General features: G+C 45.2%; 11 protein-coding genes. All 11 read right to left on the reverse strand.

Going from position 1 to position 24,985, the window contains the following annotated elements; all coding sequences use genetic code 11:
* Window positions 1–143 precede the first annotated feature (143 nt).
* Window positions 144–3,044: a glycoside hydrolase family 2 TIM barrel-domain containing protein gene (locus IEY67_RS11605; protein WP_183671430.1), complete on the reverse strand. Its 2,901-nt coding sequence runs from the start codon at window positions 3,042–3,044 to the stop codon at window positions 144–146.
* 277 nt (window positions 3,045–3,321) lie between these two features.
* A complete protein-coding gene (locus tag IEY67_RS11610; protein ID WP_183671429.1) occupies window positions 3,322–3,861 on the reverse strand; it encodes a DUF5018-related domain-containing protein in 540 nt (179 codons plus the stop codon).
* 33 nt (window positions 3,862–3,894) lie between these two features.
* A complete protein-coding gene (locus IEY67_RS11615; RefSeq protein WP_183671428.1) occupies window positions 3,895–5,772 on the reverse strand; it encodes a RagB/SusD family nutrient uptake outer membrane protein in 1,878 nt (625 codons plus the stop codon).
* 21 nt (window positions 5,773–5,793) lie between these two features.
* Window positions 5,794–8,925 (reverse strand): SusC/RagA family TonB-linked outer membrane protein, encoded by a 3,132-nt coding sequence (locus IEY67_RS11620; protein WP_229801039.1) that lies wholly within the window; start codon window positions 8,923–8,925, stop codon window positions 5,794–5,796.
* A 332-nt stretch (window positions 8,926–9,257) separates the two neighbouring features.
* Window positions 9,258–9,482 carry a putative signal transducing protein gene (locus tag IEY67_RS11625; RefSeq protein ID WP_122351528.1) on the reverse strand — a complete coding sequence of 75 codons (225 nt, stop codon included), beginning with the start codon at window positions 9,480–9,482 and terminating at the stop codon, window positions 9,258–9,260.
* 115 nt (window positions 9,483–9,597) lie between these two features.
* On the reverse strand, window positions 9,598–11,940 hold the full coding sequence (locus IEY67_RS11630) for a glycoside hydrolase family 3 N-terminal domain-containing protein (protein ID WP_183671427.1): 2,343 nt from the start codon (window positions 11,938–11,940) through the stop codon (window positions 9,598–9,600).
* Window positions 11,941–11,954: 14 nt separating this feature from the next.
* Window positions 11,955–13,340, reverse strand: a complete 1,386-nt coding sequence (locus IEY67_RS11635) for an alpha-L-fucosidase (protein WP_183671426.1) — start codon at window positions 13,338–13,340, stop codon at window positions 11,955–11,957.
* A 191-nt stretch (window positions 13,341–13,531) separates the two neighbouring features.
* On the reverse strand, window positions 13,532–15,922 hold the full coding sequence (locus IEY67_RS11640; RefSeq protein ID WP_183671425.1) for a glycoside hydrolase family 95 protein: 2,391 nt from the start codon (window positions 15,920–15,922) through the stop codon (window positions 13,532–13,534).
* 6 nt (window positions 15,923–15,928) lie between these two features.
* Window positions 15,929–18,208, reverse strand: a complete 2,280-nt coding sequence (locus IEY67_RS11645) for a glycosyl hydrolase family 95 catalytic domain-containing protein (RefSeq protein ID WP_183671424.1) — start codon at window positions 18,206–18,208, stop codon at window positions 15,929–15,931.
* A 20-nt stretch (window positions 18,209–18,228) separates the two neighbouring features.
* Window positions 18,229–21,612 carry an endo-alpha-N-acetylgalactosaminidase family protein gene (locus tag IEY67_RS11650; RefSeq protein WP_183671423.1) on the reverse strand — a complete coding sequence of 1,128 codons (3,384 nt, stop codon included), beginning with the start codon at window positions 21,610–21,612 and terminating at the stop codon, window positions 18,229–18,231.
* A 164-nt stretch (window positions 21,613–21,776) separates the two neighbouring features.
* Window positions 21,777–24,959, reverse strand: a complete 3,183-nt coding sequence (locus tag IEY67_RS11655; protein WP_183671422.1) for a glycoside hydrolase family 2 protein — start codon at window positions 24,957–24,959, stop codon at window positions 21,777–21,779.
* Window positions 24,960–24,985: the final 26 nt, after the last annotated feature.

The following is a 24,985-nucleotide window of genomic DNA, read 5'->3' on the forward strand; positions in this document are numbered from 1 at the left end:
TGCCAGCCTTTGTCCCTGAGTAATTTGAAGAGACAGCACTACAAATCACTGAAATACGGATAGTTACCAAATCGTTACCACTGCTTTTTGAAAACACTGTGAATTGTTTATTTATCAATCGGTTAAATCAAACCGTGAATAATCTAAAATACCAGTTTAACAATCCCTTCTACCTTATCCCCTCTTTTGAGTGGCCTGTATCCCTTTTCTGCATGAGGAATCAGGAAGTTCTCTCTTCCCGGATTATTATAACCGGCCACCAACAAGCGAGTGGCCTCTTTTTCTATCCATGGGCGGACATGTTGCGTACCATCGGAAATGACGGTAACAGAATTGCCCTCCTTACTCTTCAGACCTGCCCGGTAGATATTCTCTTTGGTAGAACGAAACAGATTTGAACCCGCTGCCGTCTGATCGTATGACCAGGGTTTCAATGGTTGTTTGGATGGCCCGGCCAATCCGGATACCGGTAAAGATTTATCAAAAGCCTCGGCCTCTCCTTTCAGGGCATCTATATTATCCTCGGGATACACAGTCCAATACCCTTTACGCTCCCAATCCAAATGAGTGAAAGAAGAAGGTAGCGTGAAAACCAATCCGGTTTGCCGGGGTGAAATATCCTGAAGCATCGTAAAATCATAAGTAAAAGTGACTTCACCATTCTTATGGAAACGATATTCCAATACACCTTCTGCTTCTTTATAATTTCCTTTCACCTTTACGGAAACAACCTCTTCGCCGGGTACAAAAGTAACCGACTGGGCCAGCCAGTCCTCGCAAACGGGGTTATAAGGCTCAAATTTCTGATCCTTTCCTACCATCTGAATCCCTTCGCCTTCTCCGTTCAAAGGTAACACCATCAATGAAGGAGACTGATGCAAAACAGTCTTTCCGTTACATTCGGCCGATAACAAACCGGTTCGTCTGTTTATAGAAAAATGTCCTTTGCCGGATTGTATTTCGATCGCATTCGGTCCTTCCTGCCAGGAAAGAGTTCCGGTCTGATCCGGTGTCTGTTCCTTCAATTGTTCAGGTAAGATGCGGAATCGATATTCATCGATGACAAAACCGCGAACACCAATCACCGCCAGTTCCATGATCTCCGCATTACGCAATTCTTCCAGTAAACGGACCTCTATATCGCCTTCAGTACGGGGAGCGATATCCGCAGTGATCTTACCGCTCTTCTTTCCTACTTTCCATTCAATGGAACATTCGGAAAGGTTACTGAAATTATGACGGTTCTCCACATAGAAACGGACAATGCCGTCGGCCGTCATATTACCTTTCTGCATTATCTTAACCGGACTGAAGGCTTTCTTCATTCCCCAATATTCCGGTTTTTCACGTCGCCATCCGTCTATCGGTCCCCAGGTTCCGTAACCGACCGCCTTTTCTCCCGGCAAGAAGAAAGTATCGTCGATACCCGCCCATATCGCACCACCCAGAACACCCTGGCTATGATACATATCATTCCACATCCGATCCAGCAACGGTCCCCACATCGAACGAAGTCCCGGATCGGCAGCCAGCTCCAAGCGGTTATAAGCATTCAGGTGGCAAAACTCATCGAATGTGACAGGGCGTTTGCTATTACGGTATTTATCCGGTCCGGTAGGTCCGGGATAGTGATGATTGGTCACCTCCAGTTCCCCGTTATCCGCATCCGGTCCCCACTGGCTAAAGATACGGGGACGGGTGGGGTCTATAATCTTCACGACTTCCGACGCCTTTTTGAAATATTCGGTAAACAGTGTCGATTCATTTCCCATCGACCACATGATGACGGAAGGATGGCTCCGGTTCAGGTTGACCATTTCCACGTGCTGATTTACCAGAACGACATCGTGTTTGTCGTCCGATACTTTGGTATTATGTGCCCAACAGAAAGGGGCCTCCACTTCTACTAGCATTCCCAGTTCGTCACAAGCCCCCAGCAAAGCCTCATCCGGCGGATAGTGGGAAGTACGGATATAATTCACATTGCCACGACGGAACAACTCGACATCCCGACGCCATATATCCCCATTTACCGAACGTCCGCGTAACGGCATTACCTCATGGCGGCAAACACCCCGAAGCTTCACCGGCATATTATTTACATACATCTGATTACCCCGTACCTCTATCTGACGGAAACCGATACGGCGGGTAGTCTCATGCAATATTTGTTTCCCGCTCTTTAACTGGCAGGTGAAAGTGTACAGAACAGGATGTTCCGAATCCCATTTATCCGGTTCCGTAACAGGAAATGAAAGCGTCATCTTCTCAAATGTCCCCACCCTGACAACACCGACCGGAGTTGTATTTTGTTTTAACGGGATCTCCTTTCCGTTTCTATCTTTCAAAATGAAATGAAGGGACAATCCTTTAGCTGCATCCGAAGATTCATTCATAACCTCTACTTCAGCCTTTAGCGTAGCATCCGTATAAGTCGAATCGAATAAAGTCGCAGCATGGAACATCGACAAATTCACTTCCGGCAATGTAAACAGATACAGATCGCGCGTAATCCCTCCCAACGGGTGTACGGCATACTGAGATCCGCTCGACGTGGAATCCGCCAGGCTCTCCGATATGACTGAAACTGCTATCCTGTTCTCTTTTCCGGCTTCTATTAGTCCGGTCACATCCAGTTCGAAAGCAGTAAAACCACCCAAATGGGAACCCGCCTCCTTACCGTTTATAAAAATCCGGCTGTCGCTGTATATCCCGTTACAACGTAACTTGATCCGTTGTCCGCTCCAGGAAGCAGGGACAGTAAATGTCCGAAAATAACCGGCAGGCTTCCCTTTCTCCACTTCAAATCCCTGCATTACCCATTCACCGGGAACTTCTATGCTTTTCCAACCTGAAACATTCCCTTTATTCCAGAATTCACTTTCCGGTGAAGGATTGAACAACCAATTTCCTGCCAAAGAAACTTTCTGTTTCTCCATCTTCGCAGGTAAAGGGGAAAGGCGTGGAACGATAAAATCATTCGCGAAAACCGATGGTAAGAATAAAATCGAAATCATCAGGAAAAATAGTATCCTTACTTTCATAATGTATTTGTGTTTTAATAAGATTGATAATCTTCTCTACATACGCAAATTAACAATAATTATTCGTATGCTTTTCCTCTTTGTCAAAACAAAAAAACTTCAAATCGGAACCTTCACAAACATAATGTATAAAATTAGGAACTAAAAAGCTTCGTACCACACACAGGAAACAACCGTTATACAGAAATGCCGGGAACCAGTCAGCTATACCAGCTACCGATTCCCGGCTGTATTTTAGAAATAAGATCAAAAATAAATCTTCAAACGCAGCTCATTTTCAGAAGTCCTTAACAGTTTTCAGGATATAGTCCTGAAAAGAACCGTCTGCAGCTGTTACGCGGTAAAAACGATCCTGAGAAAAATCGCCGGGAGCTCCCAGCCTGGGAGCCTCATCCAAAGGTGAAATGGTTGCAGCATCCGAAATAGAGACATACACCCACAACTTTGTCAAACCGTCTTGCGCAATCTGCTCCTTAAACATATCATACAACATCTCCTTCGTCACAGAGCCAGACGGACCAGCCTTCTGGATACTGTTCAGGCTATGGCTTAAAGTCGTTTTGAAACCAGTCTTGCCATTTTCCTCAACCGCTTCCATCTTTTTATTAAATATCACCTCACAAACACGGCCTTCTTCTATTTCCTGGTTAGCAGTTCCTTTCTGGATCGTATCATTATATAAGAAACGATAAGAATAGTCGACATTCGTCATTACCTTATCCGACGAATTTTCCAGGTCTTGCAAATTGTGATACAGGCAACTGTTCATAACGAACATCAGCAAACATCCGATCAATATATTATAAACTCTTTTCATTGTACTTGTTTTTTTAGTTACTATTTTACATGATCATTCCCATCCCGGATTCTGTTCGACTCCCGCTTTCAGGCAGAATTTACGGTTCAAGGGGACTAAATAACGTTTCGGTGTGAACCGGGCCTCTCCTATCGCATTATTAACAGTAAAGAAATTGTAGGTCTGCCCGTCACGTGAGATACGGATACCACGCAACGAACCTGTCAATTCAGGGATAATAAAACCTCCGGTTGCATAAGTACCATTACCGACACCACCACTCTGACGCATTCCCCAGCGCAGCAAAGACCAGTAACGATCGTTACATTCATACACCATTTCCACATTCCGCTCACGTTTGTAAGCCTCGAAGAGCGGATCGTTCCAACCATTTCCACTTTTCGAATTAAGGTATTGCGCCGCTTTTTCCGCACTGAATCCACCATGTTTCACCATTGTCGGAATCATATATTTCCGTGCATTGGCAAAATCTCCCTTCATCAGATAAGCCTCTGCCATATTCAGATAAGCTTCGCCATAACGTAATACCGAATAGCAATAGTCCAATTTCTGTGATCCCGGATCAGGTAAAGAAACCACATGATCGTAATGATACTTCACCATCGCATAGCCGGTCGAAGAATTATAATTATCCAGATCACCTGCCCTGCGTCCATATTCATCTTCCGCACCAGCATTTATCGGGCTGTTCGAGTTTGAACAGTTTCCGTCACGACGGAAGAATATACGTTCCTGTCCGTTGAAATACAGACAACTGTCATACAAGATAGTCGTATAAAAACGTAAATCCCTCTTCTTATCTTTACTGAAATACATTTTCTCATCCACATTGGAACCAGTCTGTACATAAGAAGCATCTTCCCAGTATTTGACGGAGCCGTCCACATCTTCAACCAGATAATCATCGACCAGATCCTGGGTAGGCCATGAACCGCCATCCATTCCCCAATAGTTCATCGTTGCGTGGATAGGATAATTCTTTTTAGCATACTCCGAAATATTACCGGCATGCCATAATCCCTGGTACTGCATAGGTGTATCATGTAAAGAAGTATTCAATTTCAAACGTTCCACAACCAGTATCTGTTCCTGTGCAGCAATAGCAGTTTCATAAGAACGGAACATGTCATAATAAGGGCTTAACCGGCTACCTTCGACATCCAGTCCCAAAGCCGTACCGGCAGCTATCACCTTATCGTAATATTCACTCTGCGCCGTTCCTCCGTCTACATAAGCGGCTGCCTGGTTCGCAACACGCATTAACAAAGCATAAGCGGCTGTACTGCTCGCACGTCCTCTGGCTACTTCACCGGTAGTCGGCAACGCGTTTGCCGCATCTTGCAAATCCTTAATAATAAAGTCGTAAGTGTCTTTAATGGAAGAACGAGGTATCTGCAGATCATCTTCCACAGACAATACGCGATCTATGATCTGTAAACCGCCATACTGACGGGCAAACAGGAAATAATGGGCTGCACGTAAAAACTTCAACTCACCGATCGTACGACTCTTAAACTCATCCGAAAAGATCGCACTTGCAGAAATCTCATCGATAGCAGTATGGATACGCCATAAGACGCTGTAATCTAGCCATTCATAATTATCATCCGCCGTAACTCCTTCCGAACGGTCTCTCGACCAGTAGGAGCTATTCAAGGTTCCCGTCATGGCATTCTTGGTAGAACTTTCGGAATGACATGAATAACGATGGCCGTAAGCACCCAGCCATAAACTTTTTTGCAGTACAGTGGAATAAATGGAATAGACATAAGACTCAGCCAATGTCTCACTGGTCCATGTATCGTCTCCTATGATCTTGTCATACGGTCTCGTATCGAGAAAATCCGAACATGATGTAGTTGTAAAAGCAAGGCATAAAGAAACAATGCCTGTATATAATATTTTTTTCATGATTTACTCTTTTATCTATTATTAAAATCCTAATTGAAATCCCACAGAATATGTACGCATCATCGGGTAAGCATATCCATCGAAGTTAGATGCTTCGGGATCGGCATATTTTACCGACGGTCCGATAGCGAATAAATTCACACCGGAAGCAAATACCGTCATATTCTGCAGCCAGGAAAGATTTCTCAAAGCGGCATATTTCAAATCGTATGAGATTGTCAACGATTTCAAACGTACATAATTGGAATTACGAGCCCAGAAATCAGAGGCGACATAGTTATTATTTTCATTCAACGAAGTATTACCAGGGCGTGGGAAAACGGCATTCGTATTGGTTGGTGACCAGGTATCAAGCTGATAAGTGAAATCCAGACGTCGCTCACCTTCCTGCGCCATAGCGACATTACTCATATAAGTTTGCCGACGACCCGTTCCCTGAATATTAGCCAACACACTCAATCCTTTCCAATCAGCTGACAGATCGATACCGAAAACAAAACGCGGACTTGCATTATGTCCGTATTTCCGTTGGTCCTGATTGGTAATCTGACCGTCACCATTGACATCAGCATACCACAGGTCACCCGGACGCAGGTCTTTCGAGTTGATACGTTTCGGATTATTCAAAACATCTTCAGGCGTCATATAAAACTGTGTACCGATAAAACCCGTACCAAGATATCCGAGTTTATACCCCTGTTCACGGGTATAAGGATTCGACAAGGTTACTTTATCTTCATTGGTGATCGCTTTGATGGAACGGTACCAGGTAAAGTTAAAACCGGCAGAGAAATTAAAATCTCCGACCTTATCCGAATATTTTACAAAACCGTCCAATCCTTCCGAACGGTCTTCCGCATCAGAGACGATCAAAGGCAAATCGTAACCGATCGGATCGGTGTATTCATATTTGGGAGCTACCAGATATCCTTTCGTACGTTCATAGAACCAGTCGAATGATCCTTCCAGCTTGTTTCCCAAAGTGGCGAAATCGAAACCGACATCTGTCTTATCACGTTTATACCATGTCATATTAATACTCGGAGTTGCACCCGGAGTAATAGAATTGACCAAACTACCGCCAATCACATACGCATTGGAATTATAGTTAAAAGTGGTCAGGTAGGCATAGTCATCATGTTTGGCTCCGTTCAGACCAATCTCCCCATACGAACCACGCACCTTGAAATAGTCAAATATCCCTAGTTCCTTCACAGGAGAAAAGAATTCTTCTTCCGAAATAGCCCATCCTAAAGAACCGGAAGGAAAAAATCCGAACCTGTTTCCTTTAGGAAAACAATCGGAGCCGTCATAACGACCGGAAAATTCCACCATATAACGATTATCATAGTCATAACGAAGGCGACCTACATATCCCATCGAAGCCTGCTCACTCTCTTTGTTACTTGCCGTTATACTGGAAGCATCACCATTCTGTATCTGATGGATCGTCGACAAATAAAACGTATTTGATCCTGCACTGAGCGAAGTACCATGATAATATTGACGGTTATGTACCAAAGTCAGTAATACATTATGTTTATCGTTGAACGTGTTTTTATAATCGACACGTACGTTGAAATCATATCTGTTATGCTGATAGGAAGAGCGGGTCATGCTGATGTTGGAAGGATCTTCCAGTGTTGCATTCCCATCGGCATCATAATAAGTCGCATTTTCATACCAGTCTGCCCGGTCTTGCGACTCGATATTATAGTTACCGTCAAAACCCAATTTCAACCCTTTCACCCAGGGTACAGCCCACTCCAGGTTCACCGCCAACTGATTATAAACAGTACGATACTTGATTTCACCCGGGCCATCCAGCTGCAAAGCCGGATTGTCAAATTGATTGGAGACCGTACCATCCTCATTATAGGGTCTTTCAAAAGGAGTCCTGTCTTTTAAACGGGAATAAAGGGTATATGCACTGGCACTCGGATAAAGTTCATCCCGCACGGTACCGTTCACATTTAATCCGACAGTCAAGCCTATTTCGTCAAAATTACTACTGATATTCGTCCTGTAATTATAACGGTCATAGTTCAGTTTATCGGCTTTGTAAATACCTTTTTGTCCCAAATAGTTCAAACTACCGAAATACTTTAGTTTGTCATTACCGCCGCTGATCGACACCGTATGTTCGTTCTGGGGGGTATAATTACGCAACAGTTCATTTTCCCAATTCGTGTATGAACCTACATTTGCTGCAATCTCTGCCAGTTCTTGCGGGGTTCTGAACGAATTGAGGCCATTTCCCAAAGATTGATTCAGTTTGTTGATTGCCGTTGCATATTCATAGGCATTCATCCGTTCCGATGGATAAGAAGGTGTATTGAAGGCAAAATTCGCCTGGTAGTTTACACTCAGTTTCCCTGCTTTTCCCTGTTTGGTTGTGACTACAATGACTCCGTTACCGGCATTCATACCATAAACAGCTGTAGAAGCCGCATCCTTCAATACGGTCATCGATTCGATATCCGATTTGTTCAATGCCATGAAACGGCCGCTTGAAGAAACAAATCCGTCGATTACATACAACGGATCTCCATTCCCACGTATGGAGACACTAGCTCCGTTCTGCCCCGGTTCTGCAGATCCCTGCTGCACGATCACTCCGGGCACACGTCCCTGTAAAGTCGATCCCATATCGGAAAAAGGTACTTCTAAAACCTTCGTATTATCGACCGAAGCCAACGCTGCCGTATTTTTCCGAACACTGGTCGAACCGTAACCTACAACAATCACTTCATCCAGCTTTTGAGTATCTTCCCGAAGTGTAACTTGAAAAGAAGATTTATTACCTACCGGTACCGACTGAGTTAAATAACCTATATAAGAAATTTCGAGAACAGCCCCTTCCGGAACTTCCAAAGAGAATCGTCCATCTATATCCGTTATGCTACCATTTGTAGTACCTTTTTGAACTACATTGGCCCCAATAACAGGTTCGCCGGTTTCATCGACAATCGTTCCTGTAACTTTCTTCCCCTTTTTCTGATCTAAACTATTATTCAACTCGGTTACTACCGAGTTGAACTGATCATGATCAGTTCCGGCATAAATATGACTTGAGAAAGGACCTGCGCCTAATAAAGTCGCAATAAACAAGTATCCCCCTCGTTTCCACACACACATTTTTTTGCTTTCCATAATAATAATGCTTTAATGAAAACTACTTTACACAATGCTTTAATTTGATAATGTTTTACGATTACAAAGTAAGTTATGTTCTCATTATCAGCGGGTATTATACTTATGGCAAGAACTTTTAAATACGGAACGGATTTCTAAAAAATGTATCAAAATAGGAACAGAACAAAATATTCAATGTAAACTTCTTTGTCGACGCAACAGGTGCAAAAGAGTAAAAAATCAATGATGATGCAGAATTACATAATTAAGTAAAAACAAATACTTAAAATAAAAGTCGGGGATGAACTTAATCACACCCGACTTATATTTACAGAGCAATAGCTACTCTTTTATTCTTTTCCCACTAATTCAGGGAATGCTTGCGTCAGTATTTCTTTTGCCTTTTCATAATCCTTCTCCATCACATATATCTCTATCTGAAAACCAGGGATATTCAGTACGGAAGAAATGATCTCATTTTTCAGAAAAGACTCGATACCGTCATTTCTCAACAAATCCGACAACAGAGTTGCCTGGAAATCGTTATCTAATGTTGCCAAATAAACTGTTTCCATACCTTTATAAATTTAGGGTTTCTTATTTCTCAAAGATATGCTTTTTTCTTTAGAAAAACAAGCTTTATTCCCAATTTAGCAACAGTCTGTTCACAACGATACAGATAAGGATTTGTTATAGTGTAAACTCACCTTCCAGGCGGATATCATCCGAAGCAGCACCGACCATAACTTTAAAATCTCCCGGTTCTACGACCTGTTTCAAATCCATATTATAAAGAGACAACTCTTCTTCACCCAATGTAAATGTAACTTTCTTACTTTCACCTTTCTTCAAAGTAACCCTCTCGAAAGCCTTCAACAGGATCGGGGCCTGGGAAACAGAAGCTACTTTGTCGCAAATATAAAGCTGGACAACCTCTTCCCCATCACAGTCACCCGTATTCGTTACCGTACAACTTACTGTTTGCAAAGCATCTTTACCATTTCCCTTCTGCATTTCCAGCTGACCGTATTCAAAGGTGGTATAGCTCAGCCCATAGCCGAAAGCGTACAGAGGAGTTCCTGCTTCTTCTACATAGGCACGTTGCTTTCCCTGCGAATAGAATAATGGTAGCTGCCCTTCGCTACGGGGAATAGAAACCGGCAAACGTCCGGCCGGGTTATAATCACCGAACAAAACGTCAGCTACAGCCGTACCACCCTGTTCACCCGGATACCAGGCTGTCAGCAAAGCCTGTGCTTTTTCTGATGCCAGATTCATGTTCAGGGTACGTCCCTGAATATAAACGACCACCAATGGCTTACCGGTAGCGGCTACCGCTTCCAGCAACTTTTCCTGATCGCCCAACAGGCGCAATGTGCTACGGTCGAAACCCTCACCGCAATCCATATCCGAAAGGATTTGGTTTCCCTCATTCGATACGGTAGCCGCACCTGTTCCGATATACTTCGTTTTAAAATCGCGGGCACTGGAACCACCGACTACCAGAACGACAGCATCAGCCGCACGGGCAGCTTCTACCGCAGCAGGAATATTACTGGTCGTTACATCACGGATGGCACATCCTTTTACATAATTGACTTTCGTGGAAGGAGACACCGCTTTCCGGATGCCATCCAGGACAGTCACTATTTCCTCCCGCTCCTGTGGAGCCGTATAATCGCCTAACTGGTTATACATCATATCGGCATTCGGGCCGATCACTGCAATACTTCCGATATTTTTCTTCAATGGCAACACCCCCTCATTCTTCAGCAGGACGATACCTTCACGCGCTACTTCACGAGCCAGCTCCTTATGCGTCTTCGAACGCACTACCTGTTTGGCCTGTTCGGGAGAAACATACGGATTTTCAAACAATCCCATACGGAATTTCAAACGAAGCACATTAGCTACCGCCCGGTCGAGATCATTCATTGTGATAGCGCCTTCTTCCAATGCTTTCCGGAGATTCTTACCATAGGCATTTCCGCCCAGATCCATATCGAGACCGGCCTTCAATGCCAACACGGCTGCTTCCTTATTATCCTTTGCAACCCGGGCTCCTACGATCCCTTCGATACTTGTCAAATCAGAATAGACAAATCCCTTAAATCCCCACTGTTTACGAAGTACATCGTCCAGCAGATATTTATTAGAAGTACAAGGGATACCGTCGATTGAATTGTAAGAGGTCATGATCGTTCCCACACCTGCTTCGACAGCTTTCTTGAAAGGAGGCAGATAATCGGAAAAGAGCTGGCGCATACCCACATTGGCACGTGCCCCGTTATGTCCGGCTTCAGGTATTCCATAAGCGGCAAAATGCTTCAAAGTGGAAAAAAGATGTTTACCGTCACTCTGGTTGTTCCCCTGCATGCCTTTCATAAAAGCAACACCTAAATTAGATGTCAACACAGGATCTTCCCCGAAAGTTTCCTCCATACGCGACCAACGCGGTTCACGGGCGATATCCAATACCGGACCATAGCCGATGTTAGCTCCCTGCGAACGGGCTTCCAGAGCGATCGCTTCTCCCATTTTATACATCAGATCCTCATTCCAGGTACTTGCCTGTGCCAGTGAAGTCGGAAAAACAGTGGTCCCGATAGCCATGTGTCCGTGCGGACATTCTTCGGCAAACAGCACCGGTATTCCCAAACGGGTTTCTTCCACAGCATATTTCTGTAAAGCGTTCAAAGCCTTAGCCGATAATTCGGGGTTCAAACCCGTCTCCAATGTCTTTTGTGTCCAGGGATCGGCACGTAGAACAGCCCAGAAGGAACCGATAGGCATCGCCTGCATCCGCTCCTTATATAATTCGGAAGGAACAACGCCGTTAGCTGTTTTCGTATACATTTCCCAACCCAACGGACAACATAGTTGCCCGACTTTCTCTTCGACGTTCATACGTCCTATCAGGTCATTTATCCTGTCTTCAATAGGGGCCGTCGCTTGCTTATATACCGGTTGCTGGGCCATAACCTGCCCGGCGCAAGCAATCAGGCCGATCAATAAAGATGTTGTTTTACTCATATAATTATATTGTTCTATTTTTTAACAGTAAACTGCAGAGCAATCGGTTCATTCTTTAATCCTTTCGGTAGAGAGACTTTTACTTTGCCGTCTTTGTTTGTATACTTCACCGTTTTGTTTCCTTTCAGCATTTTCATCTTACCTGTCGGAATGTTTCCGGACCACTCGATTGTTTCAGGTAAGTTTTCTCCTTCCGGCAAAGCGTAAACAGCATATAAGGTCTTACCGTCTTTATCGGCAGTAAACCAAACATTGCCATCATTATAAACCGGAGTGATGCGGGTATTATAAATCGCTTTTCCATTTACTCTCAACCAGTCACCGATAACATGCAGGCGTTCTGCTACTGCATCTTCGATAGTTCCTTGCGGAGTCGGACCGACTCCCAATAACAAACAGCCACCCTTCGCAGTAATCTCTGCCAAAAGTCCAATCACTTTAGTTGGAGATTTATATGGCGCATTAGGAACCCATCCCCAATCATTACTCAATGTAATACAGCTTTCCCACGGATTATTCAATTGCGTTTCGGGGATGCTACGCTCCGGAGTCTGATAATTCTCATTTCTTCCGCGGATCGTACGGTCAACAGAGATCAACCCCGGTTGTGTAGAAGTACGTACTTTCGCCAGCAACTTATCCAGATTGACATCCTCACCGGTCACCCAGCCGCCATCCAGCCAAAGGATATCGAAATTACCATAATCGGTCATCAGTTCATCCATCTGATTATATGTAAAGTCCTGATAGTTTTTCCACCAGTCCGGATGGTTTTCCTTCTTATAATTCTGACGACGGTTCGCTGTTGCGAAATAAGGATTCCAGAACCATTCGCAATGCCAGTCCGGCTTAGAAAAATAACATCCGATCATAAAATCTTTCTGACGGAAAGCATCGAAGACATGACGCGCCACATCTTTTTTCGGATCAGTACCGAAAGGACCGTTTGCTATGGAAAAATCCGTATACTTCGAATCGAACATACAGAAGCCATCGTGATGTTTCGTTGTAAAAATCATATATTTCATTCCTGCATCCTGCATGATATCCGCCCATTTAGCGGGATCGAACTGTGTCGGATTTAAAGAATCCTTCAAGCCATAATACCACTTCTTGTATTCATCGTATGTCATATCTTTCTTGCGGGAGATCCAGTCTACGTCTTCGGAACAGATGGACCATGACTCTACGATACCGGGAACAGAATAAAGTCCCCAATGGAATAAAACACCGAACTTTTGATCTTGCCATTTATCCAGTTTATCCAAAACCTTTTGATCTGTAGGCCATTCATAGTCGGTTGAACGTTCGTGAACAAAACCTTGTACCTGTTGGGCGTTTACATTCATCGTCAAAACCGCCCCAGTCAGACAGCCGAATAGTGTTTTCAGGATTTTCATAAAATAACCGTTTTAATTATTGTACATTATTAATTTTTCGTTTAAGTCTACTCTTAACGGGGATTAAAAAAGCACGGCAAGATACAGAAAATATCCTAAAAACCAAAAATGTAACTCTGACAATATGTAACAAAAAAGATGTACGGATCTCATTACCGATCCGTACATCTTCACTCTATTAGCTATTCTATTTATTCCAGAGAACCGTCCAATATAACAGTTTCTCCTTTTGCCAGTTTTACCGCTTTAACGATACCGCCATAGCGGACAGGAATAACCTCATCCTTCTTCGTCCGGTCTGCTTTTATCACAGCTTTAGTCAGTTTTCCGTCTTTCCAGAAAATATCCACTTCGTAACCTCCACGAACCCGTAAGCCGGTAACGGAACCGGCAGGATATTTAGCCGGTAAAGCAGGCAACAGGCTGATCTCACCGGCATGACTCTGCAACAGCATTTCAGTTATAGCCGTTGTTATCCCTAAATTACCGTCTATCTGCCAGGACTTCATAAACTCACAAGTCAGGTTGGGAGATAATGCCAGATCGAAATGGCGGTCGATCACACGTTGTACGCTGTCCGGTTCCTCAAAACGAGCCCAATAGACAGCAGGGAATGTTCCCGTCCAACTACCGCTATTATAAGAATAACCGGGGCGACGGTAATCGATCGTTTTTCTAAAAGCCTGAGCCAATTCCGGAGTCCCTCGCAAGGTAATCTGATTACCGACGGCGAATGCCCATCCATGTCCTACCTGGCCGCTCGCCGGATTGGAAGGTTCCCAATCATCGTTCCATTCCTGTAATTGTCCTGTTCTAGGACTGATTTTCATAGGAGCCAGTTTAGCATACGCTTTGGAAACATCTTCTTTGAAAGCACCGTCATTCAAAATATCAGCCGCTTTCATGGTATTCTCAAACAATGCACGGATGATCTGCATATCCTGCGCCGAACCGATACAAGCCCAACCGGTCTCTCCGTCCGGCTTCACAAAGCCATTCTCAAAGGATTCGGAAGGACTTGTCACCAGATAACCATCCCTGTCGGTCTGAATATTATCCAGATAAAACAAAGACGCATTCTTCAACAGGTCATAATGGTCCTTTAGAAAATCTTCATCCAACGTAAACAGATAATGTTCCCAGATATGCTGGCAAAGCCACGCACCGCCCACTTGAAACAAGGAGTACAATCCGGTTCCTCCTACCATCCAGGTAGTCCGCCAGATATCCAGGTTGTGATGTGCCATCCAACCGCGGGAGTTATACAAGTTTTTTGCCGTTTTCGCTCCGTCGACCGATGTTTCCCGGATCATATCGAACATCGGGGCATGGCATTCGGACAAGTTCGTGATCTCTGCCGGCCAATAATTGATTTCCGCATTACAGTTGATCGTCCAGTTCGCACTCCAGGCGGGTTGCATATCCTGATTCCAGATACCCTGCAAATTAGCCGGTTGCGACCCGGGACGGGAAGCGGAGATAAGCAGATAACGTCCGAACTGGAAATACAAAGCAGTAAGAGCCGGATCCATGCTCGGTTTGTAGTCTGCAATCCGTCGGTTTATTGGTAAAGCAGCTTCCGCCGATTCTCCCAGGTCAATGCTTACCCTCCCGAACAAAGAAGCATAATCAGCCACATGTGCTTTATACAGGTCGGAATACTTCTTTGCCTCCAATGAAGTAAGATATTTCCGGCAAATCGCCTTTTCATCTTTTCCATTCGTATAAGGGTCTTTGTCAAAACCGTTAAAACTGGTTGCCGCCATAAAAGCCAGAGTAGCGGAAGTTGCATCTTTCACATGCAGCTTATCGCCCGAAGGAGTAAGCGATCCGCCTTCCTGTTTAACCAGCAACCGCCCTTCAAAACGCATTCCTTTTCCCTCTTTATATACCGGAGGATGGACGCCCGTATAATTAGGATCTGTATGATAAGGAGCCTGTCCGTCAATCACAATCTGACCGTCTTCTACTTTTACTCCGCTCTCGATCTGGCTTCCCAGACCGGCAGTAAATTCAATAGCATTCTTCTTATCAGTCGAGATATTCATCACAATAGCCTGATCGGGATACGAAGCAAATAACTCCCGTTTATAATTTATCCCGTTCTGTGCATAGGTGATCGTCACCACTCCACGGTTCAGATCCAGTTCCCTTCTGTAACCAGAAACGTTCCCATCTCCCGGCCATTCCAACAGAATATCGGCAAGAGGCATATAATTCTGATTCCAGGGACCGAGCAAATTGGCGTCGATCACATTCTGTGCTTCCTGATTCTTTTCTTCCAACAACAACTTGCGTATCTCCGGAAGGACCTTGTAGGTTCCTGGCCGCTGCAAATCACGCGGTTCACCACTCCAGAACGTATCATCGTTTGTTCGGATAGTATCCCGGGTAACCCCGCCATACACCATCCCCCCCAAACGTCCGTTCCCTATCGGGGTCGCTTCATACCAGGATGCCGCCGGTTTATCCATATAAAGGATTGTCGAAGAAGTCTGCTTTGCCGGAGGAGGATCTCCGGCACAAGCCAATAGTGTTGTCGGCAGTAGCCACCAGACTATTTTTGCAAAAGTGTTTCTCATGAATAATTAATTATTTATCTCTATCCACTCTCCTTTGCGTGTATCAAAAGAAAGAATACCGTTCTCATTCGTAACTTCACCAGCATTTCCGGTGACAACCACTTCATCCGTCCCGAACGGTGAAGCGATCCGGATGATACCGCCCTGCTCCGGATAGATACGGAGTTTGGTAATCTTGCCGTTCTGCTTTTCTGCCGAGATAAGGAAAGCACCCATAGCACGTAAGTTATCGAACGAAACGTCCGACCAACCGGCAGGGATTGCCGGGAATATCCGGATAATACCTGTATGGCTCTGCAACAACATTTCCTGGATACCGGAAGCAAAAGCAAAATTTCCTTCCAACGTGAACGGGCGATAAGTGAATTTCGATTTGCCGGTCTTTGTCTGATCGCCGTTCGCATGGAATGTATTTCGGAGACAGAAACATTCGGCAAATGTACGCAGTTCCTGTGCGGCACCTTCGCCATCGAAAGCACGGGCTTTCATGTTACCACACCAACTGTATGAATAGCCAGTCCAGTAATCGGGACCATAATCCTCTAATTTCTTAATTGTAGCCCGGATGATCTTCTGCGATTTTTCTCCCTGGCTCCAATCCAGTAATCCCAGCGGATGAATAGCCATCGCATGAGAGAAATGACGGTGGGACTGATCGTATGAGAAACCTTTTGCAAAGGTCAGGGCACCCTCTTTATCCGTATCCAGTTCCGGTAATTGTTTATTCAGTTCCTGCCAGTGAACGGCCTCTTCCGGGATATTCAATTCACCTGCCAGCTCTGAAGCAGCGCTGAAAGCGAACTTCATTAAAGCCAGATCATAATTGGTCATATCTTTGAACCAGGCATTGATCGAATTATCGTATATCTCCGGACTGGAACTCATCGTCAGTTTACGGATACCCTGCGCATCCACTACAGATATCTGCTCCAAGAATGTAGCAACCTCTTTCAGGAAAGGATACGCACGATCTTTCAGAAATTCACGATCCATCGAATACTTCCAGTGAAGATAAAAATGTTGTGCCAGCCATGCTCCGGCAGTCTGCGACATAGAATACTGGATCCATCCTCCCATCGGCACGCCCTGCAAAGTACAGACACCGGGCACATTCATACCATCCGTTTCAAAATACTGGCGGGTATATTCTTTGTAGACATCCCTTTGATTCCATAACGTATTCAGATAACCCAGGCCTTCTTTCAGATGATTGCCCGTATAAGTCGGCCAGTAACTAAGCTGGGTATTCAGGTCATGGTGATAGTCTCCCTTCCAGGGTGGTAACTTACCATTATCCGCCGTCCATACCGCCTGCAAAGAGATCGGGTAAGAATCTTCACGGGTAGCAGAACCGTATTTATACATTTCATTGTCATATTGTTTCTGTAAAACAGGATCGGGAAGTGTTACGGAAGACTCTGCCCAGTAATTCTTCCAGAAATTCATATGAGACTGATAATCCTGATTTACACCGCGTGTCATCGCTTCCTGCGTTTTATCCGACGCCTTATCCTGTTCCAGCGAAGATGTCACGCTCCACACTCCGCAAAGAGTCTTTCCTTTTTGCTCCCAGCGTACATTTACATCATACGAAAAACCATTCCAGCCTTCCTGGTGATAGGAAATCTGGTTGGCTTCTTCATTTATCACTCCCTGGTTGTATCCGAGACGGCGTAAATCCTGTCCCTCTACAGAGTTACCCGCTTCCGATCCACCTGTACTATATTTAGGAGAGATCAATGTTGGAGTTATCGATGACGGTAAATTCTCAAAAACAAACCAGCCGACCGGCTCAGTAGCATGGACAAAGGTTTTCAATGTCGTTCCGTTCTCCCAGACCGCTTCACAAAGTGCATTATTCAGATACAAGCGAACATCGGACGGAGAACCCAATTCTTCCAGAGAGAACTCCAAAGCCGCCCCCGGTATCTTGGACGGAGCCGGTTGCTGGTCATAAGGCCAGTCATACTTCTTCTGTACCGGCAGGTAATCCCCTTTCATCACCTGCTCACGAACCCAGGCGAACCGGTTATTCGGTCCGGAAATGCTATCCATCGGACGAAGATCCCAAAGATCCGTCCTGTCCAGTGAAAAGCGTAACGCCGAATCCCGCTGCCACACCAGGGCACCGACTGTCGCATTTCCCAACGGCATTCCTTCATCCCAGGTCTTTGCCAGATCCAGGAACTGCAGATCGCTGTCCGATGGTACCACAGGCAGGTCTACAGAAACATTACAGGCTGTCAGCAGCCATACACTTCCTATCAGTAATAAGTTTTTCTTCATAATATAATACATCTAAAATTCTATTTTATCAACTCTCCTTTTATTCCGAAATCATCGATAACCAGCAATCCATTCCCCTCTTTTACTACGGCAATATAAAAATCCGTGCAGTCCGGAGTCGTGAAACGGACATTACATTTTCCGGGACGATTCAACTCATAGGAAAAGACCTCCTTACCGGTCGATAAGGATTTTCCGACCACCTTATAAACGTCCTTGGTATCTACCTTGTAATCAAATTCGACTTCATATTCCTGCCCCGGAGCAAAACGGATCATCGAAGGAGAAGTACGATATACCTCCCCGTTTCTTTCGCGCCAGGTAGCCAACGACCAATTCCCATGGATTGTATTATCCGTATAAACATCGTTTTTTTGGGACAGATGAGTGGTAAATGCACTGGGTTGACAAGCGATAAAAGGTCCCCATCCTTCATCGACATGTTCAAAATCTTCAAAATAAGCATAACCTGTTTTCTGTGCTTGGGGACATTCCACCAGACGAACGTCATCGAAACACACGGCAGCTGTATCCTCCGAAGCTATGCCTCCATTCAATGAAAGAACAATCTCTTTTTCGTCTGCCGGCATACGGAATGGTATCTTCAAGCGCTGCCAGGTTGTTCTGAAACGATCCGTATTATCCGTAAAATTCATTACACGGCTTTCCGAGATAGAGGTCTGTTCACTCAGCGTTTCCCCGCTTTGTATCGCCAGCACCGCCTCTTTCCGGCCGATGACATTTACCCAAACAGAAGCGACATATTCCTTACCCGGTATCAATCCGTTTACTACCTGGCTGACACCGGCTGCATCCATTCCTTTTATTTCCAGGTAATCCTGCCCGTAGGCTGTTTCCCTGACAGCCAAAGCATCCGTAGCTCCCTGTTTCTTCCAATAGTCGAATGACTGACTATCGAAGCCGGTATCTTTCACCGGACTACCCTCGCTCCAGATCATTTCCGGTAAAGGAGCCATCTCCTGCTTATAAACAACATATCCTTTGTCCGGAAGAGCATCTATCTCTATCTGACCGTTACGGACAGGAAGAGTCCCCGCCAACTTACGCCCCAGATCGCTCAACTCATACAAATAAACCGTTTCCTGTTGCTTCCAGGATGCCGGCAACTGCCAGGTCGTTTTCCCTCCCCGCACATTATAATGGTAGATCTTTTCTTCTGTTTCCGGATTCCAGGGAATGAATACACAGTCTCCCGTCATTAATATCTGTCCTTCCCTTTTAATTAGCGTACCGTTCTTCCCGTCACCAACTGCAAGCAAGCCCCCCTGTAATACTGCACGTGCCGTATCCAATTGTAACACCGGATAATGCATCAAATATCTGTAAGGTAACTGTTTGGTAAAAAAGTTACGAATCACACCTTTAAAATCACGTCCTTTCTGCCAACCCATAAAACCGATCTCCGCTCCCCGGTTATATCCTCCGAGTAAAGCCGGATGAACCGCGTACCCATCCCGATACTGATGGTGAACAAACCGGTGTATCAAACTTTTAGCCTCCGGATTATAATGAATCCACACAGCCTCTTTATCAAACACATCTGCATCTTCCGTCCATACAGCCCAGCCATTCCGGTTAAATAATCCGGCAGTCCGATGAGCCAGCCAACGGTATTCCCGGTACGTATCGAGATAAACAAAAGACAGGTCGGGCACATCTGTTTTCAGCCGGTTCAAACGCTCCTCAAAAGTTCCTGCCAACATATCCGCCTCTTTATTCAGGAAATAAGACTGGTCCAGCCAGCTCCATGCAGGCATATCCGTCACAATCCGGTCATTGAAAGCTCTCGCTTCCGGGTAAGATTCACTATGATTGATATGAACTCCGATATGAGCATTGTATTTCCGGGCTTCTTTTGCCAGGAACGCCAGATCGTCCTTTCCTCCGGCCCGTTCATTATAATTACCGGAGTAGTCCGGATGAGCACTGTCATGCCCTTCGCTCTGATATCCTTTCAATTCGAGCATCTGTCCGAAACCATCGGTCGCCAGGTAAAATTTCTTGATGTTATCCAGCTGGCGAAGAAACGGGTATTGAGCACAACTGGCAAAGTTCATGGTGATCGTAGCATACGAATTCTGTATCCTATCCACACCGAAAGGAGCCGGATAGACTCTCTGCAAGGCGATTGCCCCGTCCTGCCAGTCAACTTTATTATCCTGGTTACAATCATCGGAGAGGATTACTTTTATATAAGGCAGATCGACCGCTTCGCCGTCATGCCCCCGGTAAATCCACTCGTTTCCCCAGATACCGGTAACTACCGGACCGGGTGTCTGCACCGATTGGTATAAAAACTGACGGGTAGTGTACATGGAATTACTTTCAAGAGTCGCCACCAACTTATCCGAGTTCAGCAACAGGATGGAGCCGTATTGACAAGTGTTATCGACGGATTTCTCTTTTAACGGATAGAATCTGTCCTTATGCACATTATCGGCTATGGATAAACAACTTCCCGGAACAGTCTCCGGAACAGATACCAGATTATGATCCGGAAAAGCCAGCGTCTTTACTTTGAAATCATCTCTTTCTTCTATTCCGGTTACGGATAGCTGAAATACGTTATCGGTCACCTGACAGCAGACCTTTATCGTAATCCCTATTTCTTTCACTTTTAACGTATACAATACCCGGTCGGCCTCCGTTTTGCTTGTCACCTGAGGCAGATAATGATCACCATTGATCATGATAGCTTTTACATCAAAAGGTTGTCCGTCCAGCCGGGACTGATTTTCTTTCCAAAGATAAGACTGAACGGATGGAAAATCTTTATTCAACAGTACCTCCATCCGGGATGAAGATAAAATATAACTGCTTTTCTTCTTGGCAATCTCCTTCTTAGGCTCTTTCACCTCCCGGCAAACGACATTGGATATTTGTACATTTCCCTTATCATGCACACGGAACCCTGTCCGACCGGATGAGAGAGGAAGATTTGGTATGTATTTATGAGCAATCTGCTCCCCGTCTACATATACTGTCAGCGTGCGTCCGATACAATTCACTTTGATACGGCGCAAATGCCGGGCATACAATTTTGCGATATCACGGGCAATCTCTGTCTTACCGTCCGGCGTTTCCACATACCAGAAGGCAAATCCAAGATGATCCGTTGCCTTATCACATCCCACATATATCCAGTCGTTTTCATTTACATAACGGAGCAACACACCCACCTGTGCCGACGAGTTCTGCGGCAACAGGTCGAACTCGACCGTACTATTGACAGCCGAAAAGCCATCTACCCATGCCAGGCTATCCTGTCCGCTTTTCAAATACCAGGTATACGAAGAATCGTTTACTCCTTTCTCCGGTTGCAGAGAAGCATAAGAAGTGACTGAGATCAAACAAAAAGCCCCTATGGTTAGGATTTTATTCATCTATTTCAAAATTTATAGTGCTTACATGATACATTACCTGAATATACAAAGATAAAGAGTGAAAATATATAAGAGAAACATATTTCCACTCTCTTTTCCCAAATCTCGTATTTTGCAAAATATATCACCTATTTTGCAAACATCAGGTACGGATCACCCCTTTTTCATTCTTCCATAATAGCCACCTTCGAGATGACCAGATCCGGTCCGTTCTTGACTTTCGCCTTGAAACGGAGGATACCGTCGTTGGAGTCCTCGCGCATAATATGCAGTTTCACCCACGACTCTTCCCGATCTTGTTTGCCGGATTCATAATCACGACCTTCAAAAACCAGATGTCCCGTACGTCCTTTCTTATCCTTGTCGGCAAAACAGACATATAGGGAACCGATAATTCCCGGCGGACACTCGATGGTCAGTTCCATCTCCTTACCCTGCCAGTCCGGAGATACTTTCCAGGTCGTTTTCTTGTTGGCAAATGTCTTGTCCGGATCTGTGCAATCGATATACAACAAAGCATTACTGAACTCGCCCGTCACCGTACTTTTCAGCGGTTCGACAAAAGTAAACATCTTCTGCAGCGAAGGAATATCTTTCTCCTGTGAAGGGTTGAAATCCTCTGAATTCATATAATGCAATATGCTCTTCTTCAACTGCCGGGCTGCCGGGTTCTTTTCATCTTTCAGATCGAAGCCGCAAACAAGCAATTTACCCTTGCCCACTTTCAGTTCAAAGATAGCGGCCAGCTTGTTATTCCGATGAAAATCATCCACCGGCTGTGCGATCGGCTTATAATCTTCCGGATAATCATTTATATAAAACGCCCTCGCATCCTTATAGACAGACTGCCATTGCCAGTCGCTATGAGAGTCGGTAGGGAACTGCGCAAACAACGGATGTTTATCGCGGACCACCATCCCGATCGTATTCTTTCCCTGGCCGGGGAAGAAAGTCAACGACCAATATAAAGGATAGTAACTGATCTTATCGCATGTTTCCTCCGTACCCAATGCTGCCGCCTGCAAAAGCACTTTCTCTCCTTTTTCGAGACGTTTGATACATTCCGCATCCATCCGGTCCGTTATATAAACGGTTCCTGCCGGCTCTTTCCGGAGATCCGCAGACGAGTTTACCGACGGATATACCCAGATATTCCAGCGATTGGCTATCGCCCGTCCCTGCAAACCGACTTCGATCGTCAGCTTTTGAGCAGTAGTAACCTGTGACAAGTCACAACTGATTTTTCCTCCCAATTCCGAACTTCCGGTAGGCCAACGTTGTGGAGCCGTCTCCCCGGAAGCGATCAGGTTACTGTTCGCATCCTTTATTTTCCAGTAAAGGCCATCCTGCAAATCTTCCGTTCCGTAATGCGCCAGTTGCATCCCGGCAGTAAACGGTTCCTTGTTCTCCCAGACATATTTCGGCAGACGCAACAGGGCGACGGTCGTATCATGGTGTGCCCGGAATTGTTCGGGTGTGGTAATTCCTTTGCTATCATAAAAAACATCCAGCCATCCGATCAGCGCTTCCCCTTGCCCCTGATAATCCTGCATGCTGAGTAACTGGATTCCGGCACAGGAAGGGGTACGCAGGAAAGATTCTATCTCATATTTATACATGATCTGGTTGAGGGCACCCGAAGCTGCGACAAACTCTTCGTTCTGCTCTTCGATCCCGTTCTTACGTGCCTGCTCACGAAACTCTTCAAAATTTCTAGCTTTCAGGACACCGGTGTATTTCTTTATCTCCTCCCATTTTGGATAGACCGGCCATTGTCCGATCTCATGGGAAAGGATAGGTATATCCGATTTGGAATAAACATCTTCAAAGTCCCAGGCAGTGGAAGCTCCTCCGCGCAAACCGCGTGTACTACCCAAGCCATCGATATAATGGGTAGCCATATATTGGTCGACCGGCATGACTTTACGGGCGGTCGATACAGCATACAAACGGCGGGAGTCTTTTTCCCGTAAAGGCTTCATCCACGATTCCATTACTTCAAAATCGGAATTGCCTAACTCATTACCGATACATTGCATCACAAAAGAGGGATGATTTCCGTAGGCATCGATCATACGGACCAGTTCCTGTTGTACATAACGGTCTGCCGACGGATTTTTCCCCAATCCCTGCGGATGACCTTTCGTATCCATTTCTTTCCGTTCCTTTTGCTCGACAGACATCCACCAGTCTATCCAGATCGTTTCAGCCTGGATATAGATACCGATCCGGTCGGCAGCTATAAAAGCGGCTTCGGGCGGACACCAGGAATGGAAACGGACATGATTCAGTCCGTAGTCTTTATAGATACGGAAGATACGCTCCCAGTCCTCAACCTTACAGGAAGGATAACCGGTCAGCGGGAAATGGACACAATCGAGGTTTCCACGCAGGAATACAGGTTTTCCGTTGATCAGTATCTTCGATTTGGAAGAAGTTACTTCACGGAAACCGAATTCTATCTCACGGGTATCGTATATTTTCTTTTTATCCTGTACGGTAACTTTCAATTGATACAAATGCGGGGTAACATCACTCCATAGCTTGATGTCAGTTGGCATCGTAGCCTGGAAGTCCAGCACATTCGCACCTTTCTGTAAAAGCTGTTCGGTTGTCCGGGTGAAAACGACTGCTCCACTCTCCCGCTCCGACAGTTGCCAGGAGATACGGGCATCCACTTTTTTGGCAGATGTGTTCATGATGGTATCCGTTACCTGCAAAGTACAAGGAGAAACCTTTGTGAATAACTGCGGATTAGAGAAATGGACGGCTTCGACTGCTTTTAACTGCAAGCGACCCACCGCACCGTTCCAGATACTTTGTGTATATTCAGTATAGACATGGCCTTTATCGCCGATGTTATAAATCAGGTCATTATCGATACGGATCGTCAAACGGTGTTTCCCGGGAGACAAATAACCGAGGTCATGGTAATGGGGAGTAGAGAGCGCATCCTGCACGGATACTTCTTTCCCATCTACAAAAACACGCGACTCCCATAAGACACGTTCCAGTTCCATCCGGATATGTTTTCCGTTCCATTCGGATGGGATTTCAATTTCTTTCGAATACCAGGCAGGGCCATAATATTTATAGGCACGTGTCAGGATGCCGAAATCAGAACCGGAAGTTTTTTCGCCATACTGTGCTTCGTCGGTTGTACCCGGCAAAGTTATATGATCAGTGAAAGAGGTCCCCTGCCAGTTTTCTTTCAATCCTTTGTCTTCAGGATCGAGCCTGAACTGCCAGGTTCCGCTTAGAGATTGAGAGTTTTGTATCTGTGCAAAGACCGATACATACAAATTTGCTAATAAAAAAAAGATTACTTTAGAGAGTTTTTTGTTCATATATATCTTGTTATTGCTAAAGGTAA

It is taken from the genome of Parabacteroides faecis, assembly GCF_014647375.1.
In the GTDB taxonomy this organism is placed as follows: domain Bacteria; phylum Bacteroidota; class Bacteroidia; order Bacteroidales; family Tannerellaceae; genus Parabacteroides; species Parabacteroides faecis.

Excerpts from the sequence above, each read along its gene's own strand:
- IEY67_RS11645 (WP_183671424.1), bottom strand. The coding sequence starts at position 18,208 with ATGAAGAAAAACTTATTACTGATAGGAAGTGTATGGCTGCTGACAGCC.
- IEY67_RS11605 (WP_183671430.1), bottom strand. The coding sequence starts at position 3,044 with ATGAAAGTAAGGATACTATTTTTCCTGATGATTTCGATTTTATTCTTA.
- IEY67_RS11655 (WP_183671422.1), bottom strand. The coding sequence starts at position 24,959 with ATGAACAAAAAACTCTCTAAAGTAATCTTTTTTTTATTAGCAAATTTG.
- IEY67_RS11610 (WP_183671429.1), bottom strand. The coding sequence starts at position 3,861 with ATGAAAAGAGTTTATAATATATTGATCGGATGTTTGCTGATGTTCGTT.
- IEY67_RS11640 (WP_183671425.1), bottom strand. The coding sequence starts at position 15,922 with ATGAGAAACACTTTTGCAAAAATAGTCTGGTGGCTACTGCCGACAACA.
- IEY67_RS11625 (WP_122351528.1), bottom strand. The coding sequence starts at position 9,482 with ATGGAAACAGTTTATTTGGCAACATTAGATAACGATTTCCAGGCAACT.
- IEY67_RS11635 (WP_183671426.1), bottom strand. The coding sequence starts at position 13,340 with ATGAAAATCCTGAAAACACTATTCGGCTGTCTGACTGGGGCGGTTTTG.
- IEY67_RS11630 (WP_183671427.1), bottom strand. The coding sequence starts at position 11,940 with ATGAGTAAAACAACATCTTTATTGATCGGCCTGATTGCTTGCGCCGGG.
- IEY67_RS11620 (WP_229801039.1), bottom strand. The coding sequence starts at position 8,925 with ATGGAAAGCAAAAAAATGTGTGTGTGGAAACGAGGGGGATACTTGTTT.
- IEY67_RS11615 (WP_183671428.1), bottom strand. The coding sequence starts at position 5,772 with ATGAAAAAAATATTATATACAGGCATTGTTTCTTTATGCCTTGCTTTT.
- IEY67_RS11650 (WP_183671423.1), bottom strand. The coding sequence starts at position 21,612 with ATGAATAAAATCCTAACCATAGGGGCTTTTTGTTTGATCTCAGTCACT.